Consider the following 22,625-nt stretch of genomic DNA (forward strand, 5'->3'; position numbering starts at 1 on the left):
GCGAGTCCTACGCCAGCCGGCCAAGCAATCGCAAGATGTCATATCTACTTTAGAACGATTATACTCTATAGCTACCTTAGGTCACCGGTAAAGTTTCTTGTAGAAACATTGAATACTACACACGCTGAAATCATCAGCCCTCGACGAAACCAGCCAGGGCTTCCGTCAGGTCGTCGTCCACCACCTCCGCAAGTGGCCGCAGGATCTTCGCCGCCTCGGTGCGGCGACCGGGGCGCATGATCAGGATGACGGTCTCGGCGCCGCCGCAAGCCGGATCGCCGCAGGCGATCTCGCTGATGGAAATGGTGGTGTCGTCATCGGCCGCGAGCATCTGCCGCGCCTTCGCCGCCAGTTCCCGCGCCGCATCCGGTGCCGCCTCGACCGAGCGCCCGCTTCGGAAAAACAGCCGCGCCATGCATCCCTCCAGCCGCGCCATCTCCACCCTGCGGTGGTCGGCGCTTCGCCCAACAGGTAGGCCCACCATCGCCGGCCCGCAAGCGACGACGCGATTACTGGAATGGGTCAAAGTAATAAACTGGCCATCCAGTTTAGAACTATAATAATCGTTGAAGATAAACGTTGCGCTACGCCAAATCGCCGAGTAATCAAGTCAGCAACTCCTCGACGGCACCATGACCGCCCGGACGAGGACTTCGGATCGAACCGTTCACGAGGCCGTTTTCCCGGCTGGTCTCGTGAACCGCGCGGGACGGTGGCACGCGCTCCCTCAGCTGCCGTCCCGCGCCATTCCTTCTCAATCCGGCCGTTCGCCGCCGGATGTTTCCACACCCGATATGCCGCCCGGCACTATTTCGCCCGGCACATCCGCTGCCGCCCAGCCACCGGTCCACGGATTCGGAGTAGGCAGCCCCAGATGGCCCGCCATGCCGGCCGCCGCCTGCCAGCCGGTGGCGAAGCAGGCCTGCAGCAGATAGCCGCCGGTCGGCGCCTCCCAGTCCAGCATCTCGCCGGCGGCGAACACGCCCGGCCGCGCCCGCAGCTCCAGTGCCTCGGTCAGCCCCTCCCGCGCGATTCCGCCAGCCGAGGAGATCGCCCGCTCGATGCCGGCGAGGGCGGCGACACGGACCGGCACCGCCTTGGCCAGCGCGGCGAGACCGGCGGGATCGGCCGGCAATTGCGGCGCCGCCTCGCGCATCAGCCCCGCCGCCACCGCCGGCAGGCCGGCCTTGCGCAGCCGGTTGGACAGAGTCTCGCCCTTGCGGGCCGAGGCGAGGCGTTTGCCCAGCGCCTCGACGGCGAGGTCCGGCCGCAGATCGAGGGTCAGCACCGCCGCCCCGGCTGCCAGCTCCTCGCGCAACCGGTCGGTGAGCGCGTAGATGCCGCCGCCTTCCAGCCCCTGCGCGGTGATCACCGCCTCGCCACGCAACGCCCGCCCGCCGGCGGCAAGGCCGATGCGCTTCAGCGGTTCGCCGGCGAAGCGCTGGCGGAAGGTCTCGCTCCACGCCACCGCCACACCGGCATTGGCCGGCCGCAGCGGGCGCAGCTCCGCCCCGGCGGCGGCGAGAATCGGCGCCCAGCCGCCATCGGTGCCGAGCCGCGGCCAGCTGGCACCGCCCAGCGCCAGCAGCGTCGCCGCCACCGGCCTCTCCACCTCGCCCTCCGGCGTGGCGAAGCGCAGGCGGCCGGCCTCGTCCCAGCCCAGCCAGAGATGGCGCGGGGCGAACGTCACACCCAGCCCGTCGAGCCGCCGCAGCCAGGCCCGCAGCAGCGGCGAGGCCTTGAAGCTCCGGGGGAACACCCGGCCGCTGGAGCCGACGAAGGTCGGCTCGCACAGCCCCTCCACCCAGCCGCGCAGCCGGGCGGGCGGGAAGGCGTCGAGCATCGGCGCCAGCCAGTCCGCCGCCGCGCCGTAGCGGGTAAGGAAGCGCTCGCGCGGTTCGGAGTGGGTGATGTTGAGCCCGCCACGCCCGGCCATCAGGAATTTGCGCGCCGGCGCGGCGAGGCGGTCATACACCGTCACCCGCGCCCCCGCCGTCGCCAGCGCCTCGGCGGCGATGAGGCCGGCCGGGCCGGCGCCGATGACCGCGACAGTGGGGCGGTCGGCGAAAGAGGAGTCGTTTCCGGTCATTGGCACCATCGGCTGAGAATCCGAGTCGGGAAGAGGCAGGCGGCATTCGTCGAGTCGGCGCAACGGCTTGCGCGCGGCGGTTCAGAAAGCGATTCCGCGCGGCCACCCGTCGCCGAGCGCGATGTCGCAGCCATTGGGGAACCGATTCCGCCCGCCCCGCCAGTGCGTTGCCGGCTCATGTCTTTTCCGGGTCGGCGACGTCGCAGATGCGCAGGCTGGGCTGTGCCCTCCCCTGCCAGCTGTCGAGGTCCAGCATGCCGGCGACGTGGCGCGTCTGCCCCCGGCTCCCCAGCAGCGCCTCGCCGAGCGGTGTCGCCGCCGCGCGGAAGGCGACGCCGGACAGCACCGAGCCATCGGCGGCGCGCAGCCGCACCCGCACCTGGTCGGCGCTGCCGGCCTCGGCATAGACGATGCGGTGGGCGGGAAAGGCGAAGACCGGCTGCGGGTTGCCGGCACCGTAGGGCCCGGCGCGCTCGACCAGCTCGATCAGCTCCGGCGTCGCGGCCCCGGCGGAAAGCGCGCCGTCGACCACCGTCTCGTCGACATGGCGGGCGCGCTCGACCGATGGCGCCAGCTCCGCCTCCAGATAGGCGCGCAGCGCGCCGAGCTTGTCGCGCTCCACGGTCAGCCCGGCCGCCATGGCATGGCCGCCGCCCTTCACCAGGAGCCCGTGCTCGACCGCGCCACGCACCGCGCGCCCGACATCGACGCCGGGGATGGAGCGCGCCGAGCCCGCGCCATGCTCGCCGGTGAACGCCACCGCAAAGGCCGGGCGGCCGAACTTCTCCTTCAGCCGCGCCGCCACCAGACCGACCACGCCGGGGTGCCAGCCCTGCCCGCTCGCCAGGATCACCGGGCTGGTGCCCTCGAGCCCGAGCGCGGCCTCCGCCTCGGCCTCGGCCTGGGCGACAATGGCCTTCTCCACCTGCTGGCGCTCGGCGTTCAGCCGGTCGAGCTCGGCGGCGAGCGCCTGGGCCTCGATCGGGTCGTGGGTGAGCAGCAGCCGTGTGCCGAGCGCGGCGTCGCCGATGCGCCCGCCGGCATTGATGCGCGGCCCGAGCAGGAAGCCGAGATGCCAGGCCTTGGGTGGGCCGGAGAGCCGCGCCGCGTCCATCAGCGCCGTCAGCCCCGGCCGGTCGCGCCGGCGCAGCACCGCGAGACCCTTGGTAACGAAGGCGCGGTTGAGCCCGGTCAGCGGCACCACGTCGGCCACCGTGCCGAGCGCCACGAGGTCGAGCATGGCGAGGAGGTCCGGCGCCGGCCGCTCGGCCGTCCACCAGTTGCGCCGGCGCAATTCGCGCACCAGCCCGACGGCGGTGACGAACACCAGCCCGACCGCACAGAGATGGCCGAGCCCGGACAGGTCGTCGATGCGGTTGGGGTTCACCAATGCCGCCACCGGCGGCAGCGCCTCGCCCGCCTGGTGATGGTCGATCACCACCACGTCGAGGCCGATCGCGGCGGCGCGGGCGAAGGGCTCGAAGCTCATCGTGCCGCAATCGACGGTCGCCAGCAGGCTGGCGCCGGCGGCACGCAGCGCCTCGATGGCGGGGATGTTCGGCCCGTAGCCCTCGAAGATGCGGTCGGGGATGTGGAAGGCCGGGTCGAGCCCGCCGGCGCGCAGCACCTCGACCAGCAGCGCGGTGGCGGTGGCGCCGTCGACGTCGTAGTCGCCGAACACCGCCACCTTCTCGCCGCGCGTCACCGCATCGGCGAGCCGCGTCACCGCCGGCTCCATGTCGGTCAGCGTGTCCGGGTCGGGCAGCAGGTCGCGCACGGTGGGATCGAGATAGGCCGGCACCTCGTCGAGGCCGACGCCGCGGCCGGCCAGCACGCGGGCCAGCAGTTCCGGCACGCCGTGGCGCTGGGCGACGGCGAGCGCGGCCGAGGCGCCGCGCATGTCCAGCCGGTCGCGCCAGAAGCGGCCGGTGGCCGAGCGGGCGACACCGAGAAAGGCACGGATGGGCGGCGGGGCGGTGGGAAGGTCGAGACTCATGGCCGCATAGAGCCCGAACCGGGCCTCCGCGTCGAGTGGCGCGCAGAACGGCACTCACGGCCGATGCGCTCCGCCCTTCTGGCAACCGCCGATTGCGGCTATGATCGGCCGTTCGCGACACCCAGGCGGGGGAAGCGCAGATGGACGCCAAGCATCGCCCCAAATATCGGGCCTGCCTGCCGCTGGAGGCCGACAAGGTCTTCATCATGGACGGCGGGCTGGAGACCACGCTGATCTTCGAGCAGAACGTCGATCTGCCGCTGTTCGCGTCCTTCACCCTGCTCGACAGCGAGGAGGGCCGGGCCACCCTCGGCGGCTATTATGCGCGCTATGCGGCGCTCGCCCGCGATCACGGCGTCGGCTTCGTGCTGGAGACGCCGACCTGGCGCGCCAACGCCGATTGGGGCGCGCAGCTCGGCTTCGATGCCGCCCGGCTCGACGCCCTCAACCGCCGGGCCATCGAGCTGGTGGCCGACATCCGCGACCGCTTCGAGACCGACGCCTCGCCCATGGTGCTCAACGGCGTCCTCGGGCCGCGCGGCGACGGCTACGAGGTCGGCCAGATGATGTCGACCGCCGACGCCGCCGACTATCACGCGCCGCAGGTCCGCAGCTTCGCGGCGAGCGCGGCGGATCTGGTCGGCGCCTTCACCCTCACCTATGCCGAGGAGGCGGCAGGCATCGCCCTGGCCGCCAGGGCCGCCGGCATCCCCTCGGTGATCTCCTTCACGGTCGAGACCGACGGGCGGCTGCCAAGTGGCCAGAGCCTGCGCGAGGCGATCGAGCAGGTCGACGCCGAGACCGATGCCGCGCCGGCCTTCTTCATGGTGAACTGCGCGCATCCCCTGCATGTCGAGCCGGCGCTGGCCGGCGGCGGCGACTGGCTCGCCCGCATCCGCGGCTTCGAGGGTAACGCCTCTACGCTCAGCCATGCCGAGCTCAACGCCTCGCCGACGCTCGATCCCGGCGATCCCGTCGATTTCGGCCGGCGCTACCGCAGCCTGCGCGAACGGATGAAACAACTCACCGTGCTCGGCGGCTGCTGCGGCACCAGCTACGCCCATATCGAGCAGATCTGCCTCGCCTGCCTGCCGGAACAGGCGTGAGGCATCCCGGCGGGGAGCGTCACCGTACCGTCACCACGACGTAACGTCACCGACATGCTCGGGGCTCACAGGAGGGCCGTCGCGGCGCCCCCGCCGCTTGTCTTCCAGGAGCCCCATCCATGAACCGCACCGAGATCCGTGCGACCCTTCTCGCCGGCGCCGCGCTGGCGCTGGTCGCGCTGGCGCCGGCGGCGCACGCCGACCAGGCCTATCCCGCCACGCTCGCCGGCCATGCCGTGCTGCCGGCCGAGAGCTTCATCGAGATGCCCGCCGACGCCCCGGCGGATCTGAAGACCTCCGGCAAGTACACCACCGGCAAGCGCGTCGAGGCCATCGGCACCGTGGAAGGCAAGTCGGGCGGCCGTCCCACCGGCGTGTCGGCGCCGTTCAAGGGCCAGCCGTTGCAGGGCCATTCCGGCATCAAGGTGATGCCGGACGGCTCGTTCTGGATCATCACCGACAACGGCATGGGCGCGAAGGCCAACAGCCCGGATTCGGCGCTGTACCTCAACCGCTACAAGATCGATTGGCAGACCGGCCAGTTCGAGCGGCTGGAAACCGTCTTCCTCACCGACCCCGACAAGAAGGTGCCGTTCCGCATCGTCCACGAGGGCACCGAGAAGCGCTACCTCACCGGTTCCGACTTCGATCCCGAGAGCTTCCAGATCATCGGCGACGACATCTGGATCGGCGAGGAATTCGGCCCCTACCTGATCCGCGCCGACAAGAGCGGCAAGGTGCTCGGCGTGTTCGAGACCGTGGCCGGCGAGACGCCGGTGCGCTCGCCCGACCACTACATGGTCACCTCCGCCGGCGCGCCGAACGCCACCGCCGAGTTCAACGCCCGCCGTTCCAAGGGCTATGAGGGCATGGCCTCGTCCAAGGACGGCAAGTTCCTCTACGCCCTGCTCGAAGGCCCGCTCTGGGATGCGGCGAAGAAGGACTGGCAGAAGACCGCCGAGGGCAAGGAATTCCTGCCGATCCTCGAATTCGACGTCGCCGGCCAGAAGTGGACCGGCCGCATGTGGCAGTACCCGCTCGAGCAGAACGGCAACGCCATCGGCGACTTCAACATGATCGACGCCACCACCGGCCTGATCATCGAGCGCGACAATGGCGAAGGCACCGCCGACAAGGCCTGCGCCGCCGGCACCAAGGGCCCGGACTGCTTCCACGACCTCGCCAAGTTCAAGCGCATCTACAAGATCGAGCTGACCGACGCCAATGCCGGCGGGCTGGTGCGCAAGATCGGCCATATCGACCTGATGGCCATCGCCGACCCGGACAAGAAGTCGCGCAAGCCGCTCACCGACGGCAAGCTCGCCTTCCCGTTCTTCACCATCGAGGACGTGGATGTCGTCGACGCCACCCACATCGTGGTCGGCAACGACAACAACCTGCCCTTCTCCTCCTCGCGCGACCCGAAGAAGGCTGACGATAACGAGCTGATCCTGCTCGAGGTCGGCGACTTCCTGAAGGCCAAGTGAGCTGAGGCGAAGTGAGCTGAGGCTAGTGAGCTGAAGGTCACATGAGCCGCGAGGCGTGGCGGGTCCGGCCGGGCCTCCCGGCCGGACATCTCCTATTCGGCGGCGTCCGGCAGCGTCGGCGTCGGCTTGCGCAGGATGAGCGCGACGCCCACCACCATGATCAGCGCGCCGATCATCTTCACCGGCGAGGGATCGTCGCCGATCAGCACGATGCCGAACAGCACGGTGAGCAGCGGGTTGAGCATCGAATAGGGCACGACGGCATTGATCGAGTGCCGCTGCAGCAGCCAGTACCAGATGCCGTAGCCGATGATCGAGGACCCCACCGCGCTGTAGACCACCGAGAACCAGCCGTTCCAGCCGGCGGTCGCCAGCATGCCCCAGTGATCGACCTCGAAGATCCACGAGGCCAGCAGCAGCTGCGGGATCGAGAACAGCGACGACCAGCCCATCATCGCCATCGGGCGGATGCCTTCCACCTGCTTGACGATCAGGTTGGTCACCGCCCAGCCGCTGGCGCTGAGCAGCAGCAGCGTGAGCGCATAGGGCGGCGGCAGCGTCGGGCCGGCCGCCAGCACCAATATGCCGGCCACCGAGATGAGAAGGCCGGCGGTGCGCGCCCATCCGAGCGGCTCGCGCAGCAGCAGGCAGGCAAGCACGGTGGCGATCGGCGCCCCGAGTTGCAGGACGACGGCGCTGGTGCCGGCCTCGGCATGTTCCAGCGCGGTGAACAGCAGCCCGAAATGCAGCGTGCCGAAGGTGAAGGACACCAGGAGCACGCCGGGCAGTTGCTTCCGTGTGATGCGGGTGAAGGGCACCAGCAGCGCCGAGACCATGACGAAGCGCAGCGCCGTCATCAGCATGGGCGGGATCTCCGCGACCCCGAGCTTGATGACGATCATGTTGAGCGCCCACAAGCAGACCACGGAGAGGGCGAGCAGCTTGTCGCGGAACGGCATTGCAGACCAATAAGGGGAAGACGCGATCCGGCGGCGGAACGCAAGCCGCCGGACGATTCGGCGCATGCCGGTCCGGCAGGGTGGGACATATCCCCCGCGGACGGCGAAGCAAAGACCCACGGCCCCATGCCTGCCCTGCGATGCAGGCATGGCCGGTTAAGGAATGGTAGGAATCGGCGCGCCCGGCAGAGCATCGAGGACCGGCGCGGCGCCCTGCCGTCTTGCCTCCGGCGGGCGCCGCATTATGGTGCGCGCCATGCTCGACCTTTCCCTCCTCGGCCGCCTCCAGTTCCAGCACACCGCACCGACCAAGCCGCCGCTGCCGCCCGGCCGGCACGATCTCGGCCTGTTCGACGAGCGCGACTACGTGCTGGTCGTTCCCGAGGGCATCGACCCGTCGCGGCCGACGCCGTTCATGTCGCTGTTCCATGGCGGCGGCGGCAGCGCCGAGAAGATCCTGCCGATCATGCGCCGGCATGCCGAGGAGCGCGGCTTCCTGCTTCTCGTGCCGCAGTCGCTGTTCCCCACCTGGGATATCGTCATCGCCGGCAACGGGCCGGATCGCGAGCGGCTGGACATCGGCTTTGCCGAAGTGGCCTCGCGCTTCACCCTCGACCCCACGCATTTCGCCTTTGCCGGCCATTCCGACGGCGGCAGCTATTCGCTGTCCACCGGCCTGTCGAACGGGCAGCTCGTCACCCACATCCTCGGCATGTCCGCCGGCTTCATGACGGTGCTGGCGCAGGAGGGCGAGCCGAAGGTGTTCATTGCCCACGGCCAGAACGACACCCAGACGCCGATCCGCACCGCCGGCCGCTCGCACGCCGCCAAGCTGCGGGCGGCGGGCTACGACCTCACCTATGTCGAGCATGACGGCCCGCACGCCTCGCAGCCGCCCATGGTGCAGCTCGGCGTCGACTGGTTCCTCGCCGACCTCGCTGAGCCGGCCTGAACGAAAAACGCGCCCGCTCATGGGAGCGGGCGCGCAAGTTCTCCGAGTACGCACGGTTGCGTGGGTCAGGGCCGCCGAGGCGCGGCCCCTCGGGAACGGGGTGCGGATGCCGCGCAGACGGCGCCCGCACCCCGAGGTCGAAAGGCGATCAGCCCGCCTTCTTGAACTTCGCGGCCTCTTCCGAACCGCCGGTGGCATTGCCCTTGGAGTAGGAATGCGCGCCGACGCCGGCGAGGTTGCCGCCCTGCACGATCAGGTACTCGTCGCGGATCGGACGACCCTCGAAGAAGCACTCCAGGATCTCGCGCGTGCCCGCCGCATAGCGGGTCTGGGCGGTGAGCGAGGTGCCCGACATGTGCGGGGTCATGCCGTTCCAGGCCATGGTGCGCCAGGGATGGTCGGCCGGCGCCGGCTGCGGGAACCACACGTCGCCCGCATAGCCGGCGAGCTGGCCGTTCTCCAGCGCGCGGGCGATGGCATCGCGGTCGCAGAGCTTGCCGCGCGCGGTGTTGACGATATAGGCGCCGCGCTTGAACAGCTTCAGCGTCTCGTCATTGACCATGTGCTCGGTCTCGGGATGCAGCGGGCAGTTGAGCGTCACCACATCGCAATGCGGGTACATGTCGGCCGGCGTGTCGTGCCAGGTGAGGTTCAGCTCCTTCTCCACCGACTCCGGCAGGCGGTGACGGTCGGTGTAGTGCAGCTTCACGTCGAAGGGCGCGAGGCGGCGCAGCACCGCGAGGCCGATGCGGCCGGCGGCGACGGTGCCGACGCTCATCGCTTCGAGGTCGTAGGAGTGCTTCACGCAGTCGGCGATGTTCCAGCCGCCCTTGCGCGCCCAGTCATGCGCCGGGAGATAGTTGCGCACCAGGCCGAGGATCATCATCACCACGTGCTCGGCGACGCTGATCGAGTTGCAGTAGGTGACTTCCGCGACCGTGATGTTGCGGTCGATGGCCGACTGCAGGTCGACATGGTCGGAGCCGATGCCGGCGGTCAGCGCCAGCTTCAGGTTCTTCGCCTTGGCGATGCGCTCGGGGGTGAGGTAGGCCGGCCAGAACGGCTGGGAGATGACGATGTCGGCGTCGACGAGTTCCTTCTCGAACACCGAATCCGGACCGTCCTTGTCGGAGGTCACCACCAGCGTGTGGCCGTTCGCCTCGAGGTATTTGCGCAGGCCGAGCTCGCCGGAAACGGAGCCGAGCATGGTGCCGGGGGTGAAGTCGATCGCCTTCGGCGTCGGCAGGGTCTGGCCGCCCGGATAGTGGTCGATCTTCGGCAGGTCGTCGCGTGCATAGGTCTTGGGATAGCCGTCGATCGGATCGTCGTACAGCACGCACAGAACCTTGGCCATGTCGGTATCTCCTCCTGTTGGTCCCCGCGGACCGTTGGGGTAAGCGGAGGCGTTCCCGCCGCGTGCGCGGCCGGCCGAAAAGCTTCGGTGCCTGTCCTGATCCGAACCGCCCGCCCTGTTCCGGGTCTCTGCCCGGCAGGGTGGAGCCTTCGGGTCTCCTCCGCGTCGACGCGGGCCGGGAACTCCTTGCCCCGCTTCGCCGTCGACGTTGTGAGAGTGCGCCCGAGCCCCTCGCGCTTCAAATCGAAAGGGGTGAACAATTGATAGATAGCGCAAATCAAAGATCAGCGTTTGCGCGAAATTTTCTAATCAAACTTTCCGCCCGAGCGGGCCAGCTTCAGCACCGCGGCTGCCACCGGCGGCAGCGGATCGCGGTCGGAGACGACGAGGCCGACCGGCTGCACATGCTCGGGCTCGACCAGCGGCACCGCGACGAGATCGCCCCCCTCCCCCAGCCCGGCGAAGCTCGCCGAGGGCACGATGCTGCCCCAGGGCCCGCGCCGGACGAAGGCCCAGATGCCCATGAAGGAATTGGTCTCGATCTCCGGCTGCGAGGCGAGGCCGAGCTCGGCCAGCACCTGGTCGATGATGCGGCGGTTCTGCATGTCGGGGGTGAGCAGGCACAGCGGCTCTGCCGCCGCCTGCGCCCAGCCGATCGAGCGGCGGCGCGCGATCTTCTCGGTGGCGCGGGTGACGAAGACATAGCGCTCGGCATAGAGGTCGACCCGCCGCACCCGGCTCAGCGGCTCGTTCTCCAGATAGGTGATGCCGGCATCGAGTTCGAGCTCGTCGAGCCCGCGCTGGATCTGCGCCGAGCTCAGCGACAGCATCTGCACCTTCACGCCGGGATGCCGGGTGCGGAACGGCGCCAGCAGCGCCGGCGCGGCGGCGGTGACCGAGGGAATCGCCCCCACGCGCAGCGTGCCGGACAGCCGGCCCACCGCGTCGGTCTTTTCCTGCCTGAGACTGTCGTAATCGGCGACGATCTGCCTGGCCCAGCCCAGCACCCGCTCGCCCTGCTCGGTGAAGCCGATGAAGCGGTGGCCGCGCACCACCAGCGGCAGGCCGAGTTCCTCCTCCAGCTTGCGCAGGCCGGCCGACAGCGTCGGCTGCGACACGTTGCAGGCATCGGCGGCGCGGGCGAAGTGCTTCTCGCGGGCCAGCGCCACCAGATAGTGCATCTGCCGGACGAACATGGTGGCGCTCCCTGCGGCACCCGACGGTCGGGCGCCCCATCGATAGAAAAGCGCTCTCGATTCGAGAAGATCAATACGATCTTCTCTATCGCCCCATCCCCGACTCGCCTCATCCGGCGACGTATGCCGCCTTCGCATAGGCGCGCAGGCGCCGGCCGAACGCCCCGGGCCGTTCGGCGAACAGACAGGCCTGCCGGCGCAGCGCGCCCGCCACGAGCTTCTTCTGCCGGGCCCGGGCCTGCTTCAGCACGGCGGCGCGCCAGCCGGTCTCCACCGGCCCGTCGGCCCGCACGGCCGCGATCAGCACGGCGAGGTCGTGATGGTGACCGAGCTTGTCCCGCAGCTTCTGCAGTTCCTTGACCCAGCGCTTGCCGAGCGCCGGCCAGTAGGGCGTCAGCAGTTCCATCTGGTAGCGATGGGCGATCACCGCCTTGCGGAACTCGTGAAGCTGCTCGTCGTCAGTGACGTCGACCACACGGCCCCGCCGGCGCGCCCGCTCGTAATCGGCAGTGATGGCGGCGACCACCACCTTGGGGCTGGCCTGCCCGGCCATCCCCGCCACGGCGTGGCCGCCCCTGGCGACCAGCGCGCTCATGCCGGCGCGAAGCGCGGGCGGAAAGTCATCCTCCGGTGGCGCGGCCTTGTCCGTCAACGCATGGCTGGCAGCCCGCCGGGCTTGCGGGCTGAGGCGCCCCCTCTGCGCCAGCAGGTCCAACGTCTCGCGCATCACCACCGTCTCCCGCGCGCCGGCAAGCGCCCGCGCGGCGGTACGCAGCTCGGTGCGCAGGGCTTGGGCGTCCGCGCGGCCGCTGCCGCGCACCAGCCGCAGCAGCCCCCGCAATTGCTTGAAAGCCTTGCGCAGGTCGTGCACCCCTTCAGCCGAATCCTCATGGTCGATCGCCCGGTCCGCCGCGCGGAGCGCGGCCCTCAGCGCGCGGACCAACGGGCCGGAAGTGGTGATGGCCTTATGAGAAACCGGCGGCACGGCATCTTCGTCCAGATGTGTGCACATGAGAATTTCCCTATTCTCTTCAAGCTATTATGCAGGAAATCCCCAGAAAAAGCGACAATTGGACGACAAAATTTCACCCCTACCCCTTTCAATTGCGGATCGGGATTGCTAGATACCCGCCGTCGCCGACGACATGTCGCGCCGACCACTGACGCGGGGTGGAGCAGCCCGGTAGCTCGTCAGGCTCATAACCTGAAGGCCGCAGGTTCAAATCCTGCCCCCGCAACCAAAATCTGATAGAAATATCAGAACATTGAGAAAGCCGCCGCAAGGCGGCTTTTTCTTTTCTACCGAATCTGTCGCCACCGAGTCGCCACGGCGAGGGGTAAAACAGGGTATCGTAGGGAATCGCCCCGTCTCACTTCCCGGCCAGCTTTTGCCATGTACCCGACGCGGCAAACCGGCGGATTAGATCGCCGAGCTCCGGCTCGTCGACGAGCAAGGCCGCGCCCTCGGCCTGAAACCAGCGCTGAACGCGCTCGTGTCGCTCGGGCCAGTCAGCCAACTGGCGGGTCACCACCAACGGGAACACGTCCACCCGGATCAAGGCGAAGTGCTCCGCCATCCGCTTCCAGTAGCTGTAGCGGCCAATGGGCTTCCGCCCGATCTCCCCGATCACCCCGGCTTCCTGCCGGGCCTCGACCTGGGCTGATTTCCAATCCTTGTGGTTCTTGATCGGCCAGCCCTTGGGAATGATGGCCCGGTGCGTGTCGCGGGATGTGAGCAGCAGGATCTCCAGCTGCCCCTCCGGCGATACCTGAAACGGCAGCGCAGCGATCTGCTCCAGCGGTCGCCCGCTGGCTGCCAGCTTCGCGAGCTTCTTTTTCTTCTTCGCCATCGGGCGATGTTATCGAATTGGCGGCGCACTGCGAGCTTCTGCGGCACGCGTCCACAGAAGCCCCGCCGCACCTTCGCGCGGCGGCGCTGAGCGGTTAGCGGGCCGGCGAGATTTCGTCCGAATCCCGCCACTTCCGTCGCAACCTGTCGAAGTTCGGAAACACGACCTCGTAGCGGTCAGGGCGATCAGCGAATTCTGACCGTCCAGTGATCGTACAAATCTGCATCGCCCCGCGATGGATGATCGCGACACGATCGCCGATCTCGAACCGCCACGCCTTTAACGGCGGCGGCCGATCGACCAGACGCCGACGGGCTTCGCGTGCCCAGGTTGGGTCACCAAGGCTGAAGGCGGTCATGCGGACCTCCCGGTTAGACGTTCGACCGGCCCAAGGCACTTGTGGATCGCAGTCACTCGCTCGAGTCGGACGGACACAGTTCGATCAGTGCCGAGGACGTCACAGACGACCGCAGCGTCGACATCGCTCCCTGCAGTCATGCGGTGGTCTGGCAGAGCCTGCCAGTCCTCGGGGAGGATGTCTGTGACGAGCCTGATCAACACCGGATCGCGTCCCTTAATGTAGAGAATCGCCGCGTCGCCACCGTTGGGCTGATCTAGCTGCGTGAACGCCAGCGGGGTGCCTGGCTCCCAGCCCTCCACCGCGCAAGGCGAGTTCAGGAGCATGCAATAGAGAAGCGGGAACGCGTTAGGATTGACAACTTTCACGTCAGGAGTGGAGGTTTGCATGTTCATCGCGTGACCTCCACCACCATCGGCACCCCGTTGACGATGCCGCGCAACCGGGTGAGGCCCTCGCGGGAGGGCGGCCGCTTCGGATGCATCGTCACCAGGGGCCAGTGTACGGCCCTGAATGACTGGCCGGTCATGTCCGCCAGCTGCTGCAGCGCGGCGTTGCTTGCTTCGTGCCGCTCGACGCGTGTGTCGCTCATCATCTGGGAAAACACGAACTCGTCGCGCAACAGGTGAAGGGCATCCGGATCGGCCGCCATGTCATCTTCGGCGTCGTGTGGTTCGTCATTGATGTCGCCGCCGCCATGGTCGTCTGGCTCTGCCGTCCCGGATGCATCTAGCGTGCACCAGGCAAGGGCATGGTCCTGATTGACGCCCAGCGTCCAGCCGAGCTCCTGTTCGGCGTCAGCGTCGGCCTCTAGGGCGTCCAGGGCCTCTATGGCGCGCTCGATGATCTGGGTTAGCTCGCGGCGCAAGGTTGCGCGGTCTGGCGTCTCAGCGCCTCTATAATCGCGCTGCACGGCCGGAGTCTCGTCGTTGCCCGTGTTGTCCAAGAGCCGCTGCGCTGGCTTCCTGCGGCCCTTCCGGCGCGTGCCGGTTTGCGGGCCGGTGGCGTCGGCGATGGCAACGGCCTCGTCGATGATGCGGTCGAGATTGTGTTGCGCGTTCATTGTGGCGCCCTCAGATCTCGTAGGCAGTGTTTTCGAGGTCGATCGCCAGACCGAGCAGGACGTCCAAGGCCGTGTCCATCATCGCCTTGTCGCACTCGTAGCCCTGCTGCCAGGCGATCTGGGTAAAGCGGATCATTGTGTGAAGTTGGCTCGCCGTCGTGACCAGCTTGTCGTGCAGCTGCCAGCGGGCCTCGCAGTCGTCGTCGTTGTCGGGGGCAGGTGTAGGGGTGTGGATGGTCATTGGCGAGCTCCGTCATTGATTAAAATAGCTCAGTATGCCTACTATCAATCGACGCAATTTGGAGTCAATCGATATTCATCATGGTGAGCGAAATTAATCGTGTGACAGGAAGGCAGATCGCGGCTGCCCGAGCGCTTGTCGGCATGGGCCAAGTTGAATTAGCCGAAGCCGCTCGTGTGTCGGCCCCCACAGTGAGACGTATGGAGGCGAGTGCTGGGCCGGCCGTTGGCATGCCGAACAATGTTGCGGCCGTGATCTCCGCCCTCGAGACGGCCGGCGTTCTCTTCATCGACCAGAACGGCAACGGCCCCGGCGTGCGGCTACGGGAGCGGCAGGGCTAGTTCGTGCATCCAGCTCCTAGACACCGGCGACGTGGCGACGGGCAGCGGGTGGTGTCGCGGGGGTAAGGAGTGCAATCTTCGGTAAATGTGGCCCGCCACGCAGCTGTGAGAGCGATGAAAATAAAGAGGTATTCTGTCCTTATTGGAAAGCGGAAGACCAGCATTTCGCTGGAGCCTGAGTTTTTCGAGGCGGCAAAGGCGCTGGCGCGCAGAAAGGGCAAGTCCTTCATCGCCCTGGTATCGGAGATCGATGCCGGCTGCATACTTGGCTCCAACCTATCATCCGAGATTCGTCTGTACGTCCTTGCTGATATGCAGCGGCGCCTCGAAGCGTAGGCGCAAGTTGCACGTGGCCCCCCATGCCGGTACCCTGAAACTGCCGTCGCCTGGCTCCCAGCCCTCGGGCATCGGCAGGCCGGGCATGTTATGGTCAGCGTGCCCGGCCACTAGCCTTCGAATGACCTGCGCTCGTCCCAGCCGCCAACCCCGGCCCAGAGCGCAGGCCGGCGGGCGCTATCGCCAGCGGCGACATGGCGGTGGGCAACGGAGTGGTGCCGCAGCGGGGGGAGCCGAGAACGAATCAACCTTGAATGTCTAAGTTAGTGACGCCTCCCCCCTAAGGTGCAATGATGCCTCGCCTTGGAGGGGTGTGATGATCAGTGTGAGCGAAGCCCTGTCGAACCTTGAATTAGCTCTGGAGGACCAATCCGCAGCTCTTGCCATGGCTGGTCGATCGGACGATCCGGCCGAATGCATAAAGTTGATCCGCCGCACCGAGCGGTCATGGCAGAACATGCTCGCCGCGCACCGCAAACTCATTCGACTCGCCAAGGCACAAGGCTAGCGGTCACGGGAGTTGTCCGCACCGCAATGCCGCCACCTCATCACGCCAACGTTTCGCTACGATATCTGCACGCGTGATAGAGTGCGCCATGAAAAACAACCTTGAAGCCCGCGCTCGGGCAATATGCGAAGCCGATCTGAGACTTGGGTCGGCAATTTCCGAGTACGCCTTGGCGTCCGCTGTGGATCGATACTGGCCGGTTGTCGCGCATGAGATGCTCCATGGCGAGGGCAACCATAGCGACATCAGGCACCGAGACGGCAACAATGTCGACGCAGTCGCGTACCGAGCGCTGCGCACGCGCTGCGACATTCCAGGAAATTTGAACGGGTAGGGCACATTATTTGATTATGTCCGCCGGCTGATGAGCGTCGGAAGTGCCCCGCGTGACGGTGAGGGCTCAGGGCCAAAAGCCGCCACGTCGCCTCGACATCGAAGGCGCAGTCAACCCTTGAATAGCGTGCGTGGGATTGACCGAATCGCACTCTCGGACAGCTGACACGGTGCTCCCGCGATGAGTATCGACTTTGTTGACGGAGTTCGATGAGTCGTAGGCACTGGCCGAAAGGTGAATGACCTACTCCTTTTGTTTACCCCAATGCTGCTTCGAAAGTGCTACTACTTTTTGGTGCGTAGAAATTTCAATCTACCACTCATTGTAATCAGATGAGTTTTATCTGCGGATCTCGACTGCCACACAGGCCTTGGCACTAGCGAAGCTGAGCACAGATGGTGATCACGCCGTATGGATACCGAAGATGCCGTTGAACATTCAGCGTCGTTCGCTGAGCGGCGATCTGCCGCGCTTGCGTTCGGGCACGACGAACATCATGACCCGCAGTCATTTCAGATAAGGAGAAATGAGGATGCGCGACGACACAATTTCGTCGCCTTGATTGAGCCGCGCTTATTGTATGCACAGAGCTTAGTAAAATCGCTTCGCATGGAAGATTCTAGTTGCGATTTCTATAGCTATTTGGATTTTCCAGAATGGACCGCATCAAGCGATAGTGAAAGCACATCGTTGATTATACTATCGATGCCGCATGTTGCTGGAAACAAAATTGGGATGGAGCAGCTAAGATCCTACGTCACTCAATTGCATGCTCGCCATCCATCCATCAGTTTTGCGGTTCTTTGCGATGATGATGCCGCGAAGAGCGTGGCCGAAGCCGTGCAGGTGGGCGTGCAGGGATACCTGCCGACCAGTCTATCTCTCCGACTAACGATACAGATCCTCCATTTGCTGTTGGCAGGTGGCACTTACGTGCCGAGTTCTGGCTTTTTGAATAGCGAGCCGAATTCGTTTGGGCGCTCGGATTATCCGATTGGATCATACGGCGCCTTCGGGTCACACAAGCAAATGATGGTAGCCCGCGCCCTGCGTAGTGGAACCCCCAACAAGATCATCGCTTATCAACTTAACATGTGTGAAAGCACTGTTAAGGTTCACATTCGAAACATAATGAAAAAACTCAATGTCAAAAACCGCACTGAGGCTGCATTGTTGGTTACAAGAATGCTCCCGATAGAAGGTGAATAATTATTTTTTGTGAATCGACTTCGTTTTTTCATTTGGATTGGCTATTTCGGCGGAAGGGATATAGAGTCTGATGTCGTCAACACAGGCATCGGCACGTTGGCGGTTGGAAGAGAACGGATCGAGATCCGCGCGCTTTCGCTCGACCCGACCGGGGAGCAGGCGCATGAATGTGAAAGCTTTCGATCCAAGGCAGGTGCTACACGATTTGAACGGTTATGCGACGACGGCGTGGAAGTGGCCGTCGCAAAACGGTGAAGCGCTCGCTGTCAGACGCCAAGAGTACCCCTCTCTGCGAAAAGCGCTTAAGGCGATTTGTAAGGAAAACTCTGGCCGCAACTTCCAAATTGTCGTTCATGCGGACTCAGATCATGAATTTGAGCCCGAGAACGTCGAGAGGCTCTGTAGTTATTTCGATGCGTTTCGTCGATCGAAATCCACTAGAATTTGAACTTGCGCGAAATCGTGCGCCACAAGAACGAGCATGCCCGATTGCGCTAAGGCTTCAGCTTTACCCCAACATCGACGGTGTAGCGGGCCGTTGCACACGCCGCAGTTGTGGCCGCTTCACAGCACCGTCACGCGCCAACGGTACGTATGAATGTTCGCAACCATGTCGACCGCGGATGTACCGGCGGCGTGGATTACGAAGAAAAAGGCCGGGATCACCCGGCCTTTTTGCGTTCCAGGGGAAGGTCAGACCGCGCCAGCGCCTCCGCCACCCACTCGTCGGAAAAAACTCCGGCAAGGAGTCGTCGCCCTCCAGCGAGCGAGCGCGAAAATCCGCTGACAGTTCTATGGTGACCACCAGGGTGCCGGCAGGGTGGTCCTTGGAGGGCGCGGTGATCATGAATTGGGTCATTTGCATCGCGCTCTCCGTCACAGTCCAACACAACGCCGCAGGCGCGGGGCAACCTCAACTCGACGCTCGCCGACGATGCGCTGCTCGATCCGCCCATCGTCGTGCAGGGCCGTGAGCGAAAGCGGGCCGCCGACCCAGTCTCGCACGTCGCCGCCAGCCGGGCTCTTGATGCCGAGTCCCCGGATTATCTCGAAGTAACGGGGGAAGTCGCACTCCGGGTTTATCTGGTCCGTGTCGTTCGGGAGATTCGCCTGCTTGACGAATTCGCCCGTGATCGGCGCCGCGAACATCGGTCCCACGTCGGTAAGTTGGAAGGGCGTGATGCCTGGCTCTTCGATTGTGCTGACCATATAGATCCGCGGCCCCTCGGCCCCGAAGCCGGCGAGGACGGCGACCTGGCGAGGATCTACACCCGTGTGAGGCGCGGTGACGGCGCGCATGGCGTTGACGAGATTGCCCGCCAGAGCATCGAACGTGTCCGCCCCCTTCGACATGTGCTCAAGCACCCCAATGGCCGCGCCGCTGGTGCCGAGGATGACAAGGGCGGCCTTGGCATGGGGGATCGTGTAGGTCTTCGGCACAAGGTGGCGCCGGCCGTCGGGCGCTATCGCTAGGGTGTCCGTGGCGATGTGGATCACACCGCTCTGGCGCATGGCAAGCACAGCAGTCATCGGCCGGCCTCCTGCATCAGGACGGTGAAGCCCGTTCCAAGGGTGAGCGCGGTTGTGGCCAAATAGCCGCCCACCGTGCCGGCTGCAAAGGCCGGGCCGAGGGCTCCAGCGATGATTGGGGCGAGTGCTTGGGGCATTAGTTCTCCTTGGTGATGGACCACGCCGCTACGACGCGCAGCGGGCTTCGGATGGCAGTGAGGCCGTCGCCCTCCTTCACCGCCCATCGGCAGGTCGGGGTTCGAATGGCCGCAGCCCAAAGCGTAGGTGCGCGGATAATGGCGAAATCGCCCGGCTGCGGGTCTGCGGTGCGGACGGCACCCACACGGCGGGCCATGCGCGCTATGAGGCGAGGCAAGCCACCGTGCTGGCGCAGGAGGGCGTTGCATTCGGCTTGGCTGCTGTAGGTGCCCCGGATGTCTGCGGCGGGGTCTACACCGTGATTGGCGAGCCACCAGTCGGCGATGACGAGAGAGCAGTCGAACTGGCCTAAGACGAAGGGCTGGCGCTGGGCGTGGATGAGGAAGGCCGGGAGGTCAGCGGGCAGGTGATGCACCCCCATATTTTGAATTGCGGATGCGCGCACGAAGGGGCGTCACTGGTACGGAGATCAGAGGCACCTGGACTTCTGAGGTGCCCCCCCCTACCGTCGAAGCGCCGCCTCGGCCGCCTCGAGGCGGGCAAGACGCGCTCCATGCGGATCATCAAGGGCTGCGGCGGCGGTCAGGAACGCATCGATGCGCATGCGGCCCGCCACGATCTCCGAGGAGCGGTAGGCTGGGTTTCGGCAGACCGACACCTCGAGCAGCTCGCACGACACGATTTCCCGCACCGACTCGCCGTCCACGTCGCGCCACTCGGCGGCCGGCCGATCGAACGACACCGAGAGCCCGGCGCAAGCCCGGCAGCGCACGGCCTCGAGCGCATCGTCCCCGGCAGGGCTGTGGTTGGCGACAGCATCCACGCGAAGGCCGACCGCGTCTTCGACCAGAGTGAGCGTACCATCGGCCTGGCGGGCAACGACGGCGTCCCACATATGATCCAGGCACATCAGTACCCGCCCTTCGGCTATGGAGGTGAGGAATGCACCGCGCCGGAATGTCTCTGTCACCCGCTGGCCGCCGACAGTGACTTGGGCTGGATGGCCCCAGCGCAGCGCATACCCCACCATCCGCCGACCGGTGGCGCTGAGCCCCTCATCCATGTCCGCGCTTGCGCAGATCAGCGAGCAGCCGGGTCTTTAAGGCCAAGGCCGGCGATTTCTTCCGGCGCTCGGCGAGGATTTTCACCACCTCGTGCGGGTCGTCCGGCAGCATCTCGCTGCGGCCGTTGACCGCGGTACGGATCAGGCTGGCGTTGCCGGCCTTTGCGGTGGCGCGCTCGACACCGCGGACAGCGTGAGGGACAGTCCGCCTCATTTCAACGACTCCGGGATCGTGCTTCGATCAATCAGTCCGGCAGCAGCAGCGCGAGCGAACCACGCACCGACGCGAGTTTCGAAGATCTGCACGGCCCGTCCATCCGTGAATGTCGGTCGTCCCCACGCCACATCCGCCCGTTGCAGGGCGTCGATGATCTCCTCAACGGCGGCGTGCGCGGCGTGCGCCTGCGCCAGAGCGGCACCGAGCGCCGTCACCCGCCTACGCCATTCCGGCTCAACGTCGGTGAGGATCGTCTTGCTCGCCGCACCTCGGGCCGCCCGGATCCGGTCATCGACCACCCGCAGAGCGGCATCAACGTCGCGGCGTTCGGCCTGGCACTGAGCGAAGCGGGCTCGCAACCCGTCTAGCGCTGGACTGGATTCGTCGACTTCATCGCCGAGAAGCGCGGCGACACGCCGATTCACCGGGGCATCGGCCGGCTTATCGTTGGCGAGACGGAAGAGGAGGTCGCCTTCTTCGGCGTCGAGCTTGGAGCGGGCAGTGCGAAGTTCCTGCTGCTTTTCGAGCAGCGCGGAATACGCCGGATCAGCCTCGGCGAGGCTTCGGACCTTAAACGGTTCAGGCGCCGCCTGGCGCTTCTTCAGGATCATATTGCTTCCATAGGTGATGCCCACCGAGCGGCGACGCGACGTCGACCGGCGCGGACAGGCGGGCAGGATTTGATGGCGGCGGCGAGCTCGACGAGCGTGCCGGCGGGTAACGTAGTGAAGCGATCGATCGCCGGCCGGAGGCGCGGCTCACGATCGGCGAAATGAGTAGTGCGGATGCCCCGATCCGCGGCCCGGAAGGTCAGCACCGCCGCGGTCGTGAAGGCGTCGACGGCGAGTTCGAAGAAATCGTCCGGCGTGTTGACGTACACCGCCATAGTTTCCACCAGCGACGGGCCGCCGGTGAGCGGATGAAGATCTAGATACTCGCCGATGCGCCAGCTGTCCGATGCGGTGCCGGTCAATGTCGAAAGCAAGATCGAGGCGATCTCGGTGCTGGTGAGCGGCGTCGGCATGCCTTGTGTGCTGGGCAGCCGGCCAGCGGCGCGGAGACGATCAGCGTGCCATCGAGCCACCCCGTGAGGCAGCCTCAGCACGCGATCGATCGCGGCAACCGCCTGTCTGGTGGTAGCCATTGGATGTCCTTCTGGATTTGCTGTGAAGTTGAGCCCGGCGAACGCCGAACTGCGCAAAACATTCGCCGGGCTCGCTCGACGTTGGGGTGGCGCCGAGAGGAAAAGAAAAGCCCGGCACGCGACCGGGCTGAAGTAGAAGTCCTGCGAGAGACTTATTGTTAGATTACCACAAAGGCGGGGAGGCACCCCGAACCACCTCACGCAGCTTGCTTTAGTTGCCGTAGATCATCGTTCGCCGCTTCATGAATCCATTCCGGAATGCCAATGTCGCCGATGGCGCGCGCTGTGATCGGTACGATCGGAGAGCCAACATCGACGGCGCGATCCTGGCGGCGTTGCCAGCAATCCATGTCGGCCAGGGCACTGCGGGCGAAGGTCAGAGCATCGGCGACACGCTGCCGGCCGAGTCTGGCGCTGTCCTTCGTGTTGCCGCCTAGGTCCGCTCCGATCGCGGCCATGGGCTCGTCGTGGATCACGGCGCGCACCAAGTCGCGATAGAGATGTCCGCACCTATACTGCAGTAGCCGCAGCACCTGCCGCGCGCGGGCTTGGCGCTCGGGTCCGGTAAGACGGCCGAGGCTTTGACATTCATATATTGTCGGCCGTGCAGGTGGTGTGTGCGCGAGGTGATAGAGCTCGTCGAACACAGCCGCTGTCTCCCGTAGTTCAGCAGGTAGCAGCCCGGTGTCGAAGGCTTTCCGCAGATTGGACTGGCCGTCGCCTTCGTGCCGCTCGTCCGACGTCCCCGCCTTGGCGATGTCGGCGCGGTGCTGGGCGGGGCTGCGGCAGGACCGACCGTCAGTGACCAGCGGCGCACTGGCCGGTGCGGAAGGCCGGAACCGCGGGACGCTGAGGTCACTGGGATTGTCGAGATGGTTGGGCAGCATCTGGCCGGCGTCAGCCACCGGCAGGGCGCGCAGGTGCATGGTCTTCCTCGCAGGAATGGTGAAGAGCATCCCGTCTTCGCGGGCTCACCAGAAATATAGCGTTTGGGCGCCCCGGGCGCGCGTGGCCCCGCGGCGAGAAACTCGACGGAATGCACATAAAGCGCATGCGACCCCGCCAAAAAATAACTCGAAACCTGCGGGATTTCGCGTTGCAGGACCCCGCCGGTGCGCAGAAGAGACGAGCGTAGACCTTGAGGTACCCCCGGT

At 66.1% G+C, this 22,625-nt stretch carries 25 protein-coding genes and 1 tRNA gene; 7 read left to right on the forward strand and 19 right to left on the reverse strand.

Translation table 11 applies throughout. The features are described from left to right. Positions 1-133: 133 nt before the first annotated feature. The 3 genes from LGR54_RS24450 to recJ form a co-directional block, all read right to left on the reverse strand. The gene (locus LGR54_RS24450) at positions 134-436 is read right to left on the reverse strand and encodes a hypothetical protein (protein WP_370638274.1); all 303 of its coding nucleotides are present in this window, start codon (positions 434-436) and stop codon (positions 134-136) included. Positions 437-754: 318 nt separating this feature from the next. Further along, positions 755-2,098: a TIGR03862 family flavoprotein gene (locus LGR54_RS24455; protein WP_370638275.1), complete on the reverse strand. Its 1,344-nt coding sequence runs from the start codon at positions 2,096-2,098 to the stop codon at positions 755-757. Between the two features lie 166 nt (positions 2,099-2,264). Continuing rightward, positions 2,265-4,085 carry a single-stranded-DNA-specific exonuclease RecJ gene (gene recJ / locus LGR54_RS24460; protein ID WP_230364569.1) on the reverse strand — a complete coding sequence of 607 codons (1,821 nt, stop codon included), beginning with the start codon at positions 4,083-4,085 and terminating at the stop codon, positions 2,265-2,267. A gap of 140 nt (positions 4,086-4,225) precedes the next feature. Here recJ and LGR54_RS24465 point away from each other — a divergent pair, with 140 nt between their 5' ends. After that, complete coding sequence (locus tag LGR54_RS24465; RefSeq protein ID WP_230364570.1) at positions 4,226-5,191, forward strand: homocysteine S-methyltransferase family protein; 966 nt, start codon at positions 4,226-4,228, stop codon at positions 5,189-5,191. A gap of 134 nt (positions 5,192-5,325) precedes the next feature. Then, positions 5,326-6,678 (forward strand): esterase-like activity of phytase family protein, encoded by a 1,353-nt coding sequence (locus tag LGR54_RS24470; RefSeq protein WP_230364594.1) that lies wholly within the window; start codon positions 5,326-5,328, stop codon positions 6,676-6,678. A 92-nt stretch (positions 6,679-6,770) separates the two neighbouring features. On the opposite strand, the gene LGR54_RS24475 is transcribed toward LGR54_RS24470, so the two are convergent. Then, positions 6,771-7,637 (reverse strand): DMT family transporter, encoded by an 867-nt coding sequence (locus LGR54_RS24475; protein WP_230364571.1) that lies wholly within the window; start codon positions 7,635-7,637, stop codon positions 6,771-6,773. Between the two features lie 256 nt (positions 7,638-7,893). On the opposite strand from LGR54_RS24475, the gene LGR54_RS24480 reads away from it, so the two are divergent. After that, on the forward strand, positions 7,894-8,589 hold the full coding sequence (locus LGR54_RS24480; protein WP_230364572.1) for an alpha/beta hydrolase: 696 nt from the start codon (positions 7,894-7,896) through the stop codon (positions 8,587-8,589). Between the two features lie 148 nt (positions 8,590-8,737). On the opposite strand, the gene LGR54_RS24485 is transcribed toward LGR54_RS24480, so the two are convergent. The 3 genes from LGR54_RS24485 to LGR54_RS24495 form a co-directional block, all read right to left on the reverse strand. Then, positions 8,738-9,943 carry an NAD-dependent formate dehydrogenase gene (locus LGR54_RS24485; RefSeq protein WP_230364573.1) on the reverse strand — a complete coding sequence of 402 codons (1,206 nt, stop codon included), beginning with the start codon at positions 9,941-9,943 and terminating at the stop codon, positions 8,738-8,740. A gap of 305 nt (positions 9,944-10,248) precedes the next feature. Beyond that, entirely contained in the window at positions 10,249-11,139 is an 891-nt protein-coding gene (locus tag LGR54_RS24490) for a LysR family transcriptional regulator (RefSeq protein WP_230364574.1), read from the reverse strand. Positions 11,140-11,248: 109 nt separating this feature from the next. Then, a complete protein-coding gene (locus tag LGR54_RS24495) occupies positions 11,249-12,151 on the reverse strand; it encodes a CHAD domain-containing protein (RefSeq protein WP_230364575.1) in 903 nt (300 codons plus the stop codon). Between the two features lie 152 nt (positions 12,152-12,303). On the opposite strand from LGR54_RS24495, the gene LGR54_RS24500 reads away from it, so the two are divergent. Beyond that, positions 12,304-12,380 (forward strand) — tRNA-Met (locus tag LGR54_RS24500). A 129-nt stretch (positions 12,381-12,509) separates the two neighbouring features. On the opposite strand, the gene LGR54_RS24505 is transcribed toward LGR54_RS24500, so the two are convergent. The 5 genes from LGR54_RS24505 to LGR54_RS24525 all read right to left on the reverse strand — a co-directional run bounded on the left by LGR54_RS24505 (position 12,510) and on the right by LGR54_RS24525 (position 14,651). Beyond that, the gene (locus LGR54_RS24505) at positions 12,510-12,989 is read right to left on the reverse strand and encodes an NUDIX hydrolase (protein ID WP_230364576.1); all 480 of its coding nucleotides are present in this window, start codon (positions 12,987-12,989) and stop codon (positions 12,510-12,512) included. Positions 12,990-13,083: 94 nt separating this feature from the next. After that, entirely contained in the window at positions 13,084-13,347 is a 264-nt protein-coding gene (locus LGR54_RS24510) for a hypothetical protein (RefSeq protein WP_230360693.1), read from the reverse strand. Further along, on the reverse strand, positions 13,344-13,742 hold the full coding sequence (locus LGR54_RS24515) for a hypothetical protein (RefSeq protein WP_230364577.1): 399 nt from the start codon (positions 13,740-13,742) through the stop codon (positions 13,344-13,346). The genes LGR54_RS24510 and LGR54_RS24515 overlap by 4 nt, the downstream gene beginning before the upstream one ends. Next, positions 13,739-14,410 carry a hypothetical protein gene (locus tag LGR54_RS24520; RefSeq protein WP_230364578.1) on the reverse strand — a complete coding sequence of 224 codons (672 nt, stop codon included), beginning with the start codon at positions 14,408-14,410 and terminating at the stop codon, positions 13,739-13,741. Before LGR54_RS24520 ends, LGR54_RS24515 begins: the two co-directional genes overlap by 4 nt. Before the next feature lie 10 nt (positions 14,411-14,420). Further along, positions 14,421-14,651, reverse strand: a complete 231-nt coding sequence (locus LGR54_RS24525; protein WP_230364579.1) for a hypothetical protein — start codon at positions 14,649-14,651, stop codon at positions 14,421-14,423. A 455-nt stretch (positions 14,652-15,106) separates the two neighbouring features. On the opposite strand from LGR54_RS24525, the gene LGR54_RS24535 reads away from it, so the two are divergent. The 3 genes from LGR54_RS24535 to LGR54_RS24545 all read left to right on the forward strand — a co-directional run bounded on the left by LGR54_RS24535 (position 15,107) and on the right by LGR54_RS24545 (position 17,379). Continuing rightward, entirely contained in the window at positions 15,107-15,328 is a 222-nt protein-coding gene (locus LGR54_RS24535; protein ID WP_230364580.1) for a ribbon-helix-helix domain-containing protein, read from the forward strand. 316 nt (positions 15,329-15,644) lie between these two features. Further along, a complete protein-coding gene (locus LGR54_RS24540; RefSeq protein WP_230364581.1) occupies positions 15,645-15,836 on the forward strand; it encodes a hypothetical protein in 192 nt (63 codons plus the stop codon). A gap of 745 nt (positions 15,837-16,581) precedes the next feature. Continuing rightward, positions 16,582-17,379 carry a response regulator transcription factor gene (locus tag LGR54_RS24545; RefSeq protein WP_230364582.1) on the forward strand — a complete coding sequence of 266 codons (798 nt, stop codon included), beginning with the start codon at positions 16,582-16,584 and terminating at the stop codon, positions 17,377-17,379. An 876-nt stretch (positions 17,380-18,255) separates the two neighbouring features. Here LGR54_RS24545 and LGR54_RS24550 read toward each other — a convergent pair. The 7 genes from LGR54_RS24550 to LGR54_RS24580 all read right to left on the reverse strand — a co-directional run bounded on the left by LGR54_RS24550 (position 18,256) and on the right by LGR54_RS24580 (position 22,427). Then, entirely contained in the window at positions 18,256-18,909 is a 654-nt protein-coding gene (locus LGR54_RS24550; protein WP_230364583.1) for a hypothetical protein, read from the reverse strand. Between the two features lie 136 nt (positions 18,910-19,045). Next, entirely contained in the window at positions 19,046-19,492 is a 447-nt protein-coding gene (locus LGR54_RS24555; RefSeq protein ID WP_230364584.1) for a hypothetical protein, read from the reverse strand. A gap of 57 nt (positions 19,493-19,549) precedes the next feature. Beyond that, positions 19,550-20,110 (reverse strand): HK97 family phage prohead protease, encoded by a 561-nt coding sequence (locus LGR54_RS24560; RefSeq protein WP_230364585.1) that lies wholly within the window; start codon positions 20,108-20,110, stop codon positions 19,550-19,552. Beyond that, positions 20,103-20,324, reverse strand: coding sequence for a hypothetical protein (locus LGR54_RS24565; protein ID WP_230364586.1), 222 nt, complete (start codon positions 20,322-20,324; stop codon positions 20,103-20,105). Before LGR54_RS24565 ends, LGR54_RS24560 begins: the two co-directional genes overlap by 8 nt. Next, positions 20,321-20,938, reverse strand: a complete 618-nt coding sequence (locus LGR54_RS24570; protein WP_230364587.1) for a hypothetical protein — start codon at positions 20,936-20,938, stop codon at positions 20,321-20,323. The genes LGR54_RS24565 and LGR54_RS24570 overlap by 4 nt, the downstream gene beginning before the upstream one ends. Then, positions 20,935-21,351, reverse strand: a complete 417-nt coding sequence (locus LGR54_RS24575) for a hypothetical protein (RefSeq protein WP_230364588.1) — start codon at positions 21,349-21,351, stop codon at positions 20,935-20,937. The genes LGR54_RS24570 and LGR54_RS24575 overlap by 4 nt, the downstream gene beginning before the upstream one ends. Before the next feature lie 317 nt (positions 21,352-21,668). After that, complete coding sequence (locus LGR54_RS24580) at positions 21,669-22,427, reverse strand: hypothetical protein (protein ID WP_230364589.1); 759 nt, start codon at positions 22,425-22,427, stop codon at positions 21,669-21,671. Positions 22,428-22,625 lie beyond the last annotated feature (198 nt).

The organism is Ancylobacter sp. Lp-2 (assembly GCF_020523795.1).
Classification (GTDB): Bacteria; Pseudomonadota; Alphaproteobacteria; order Rhizobiales; family Xanthobacteraceae; genus Ancylobacter.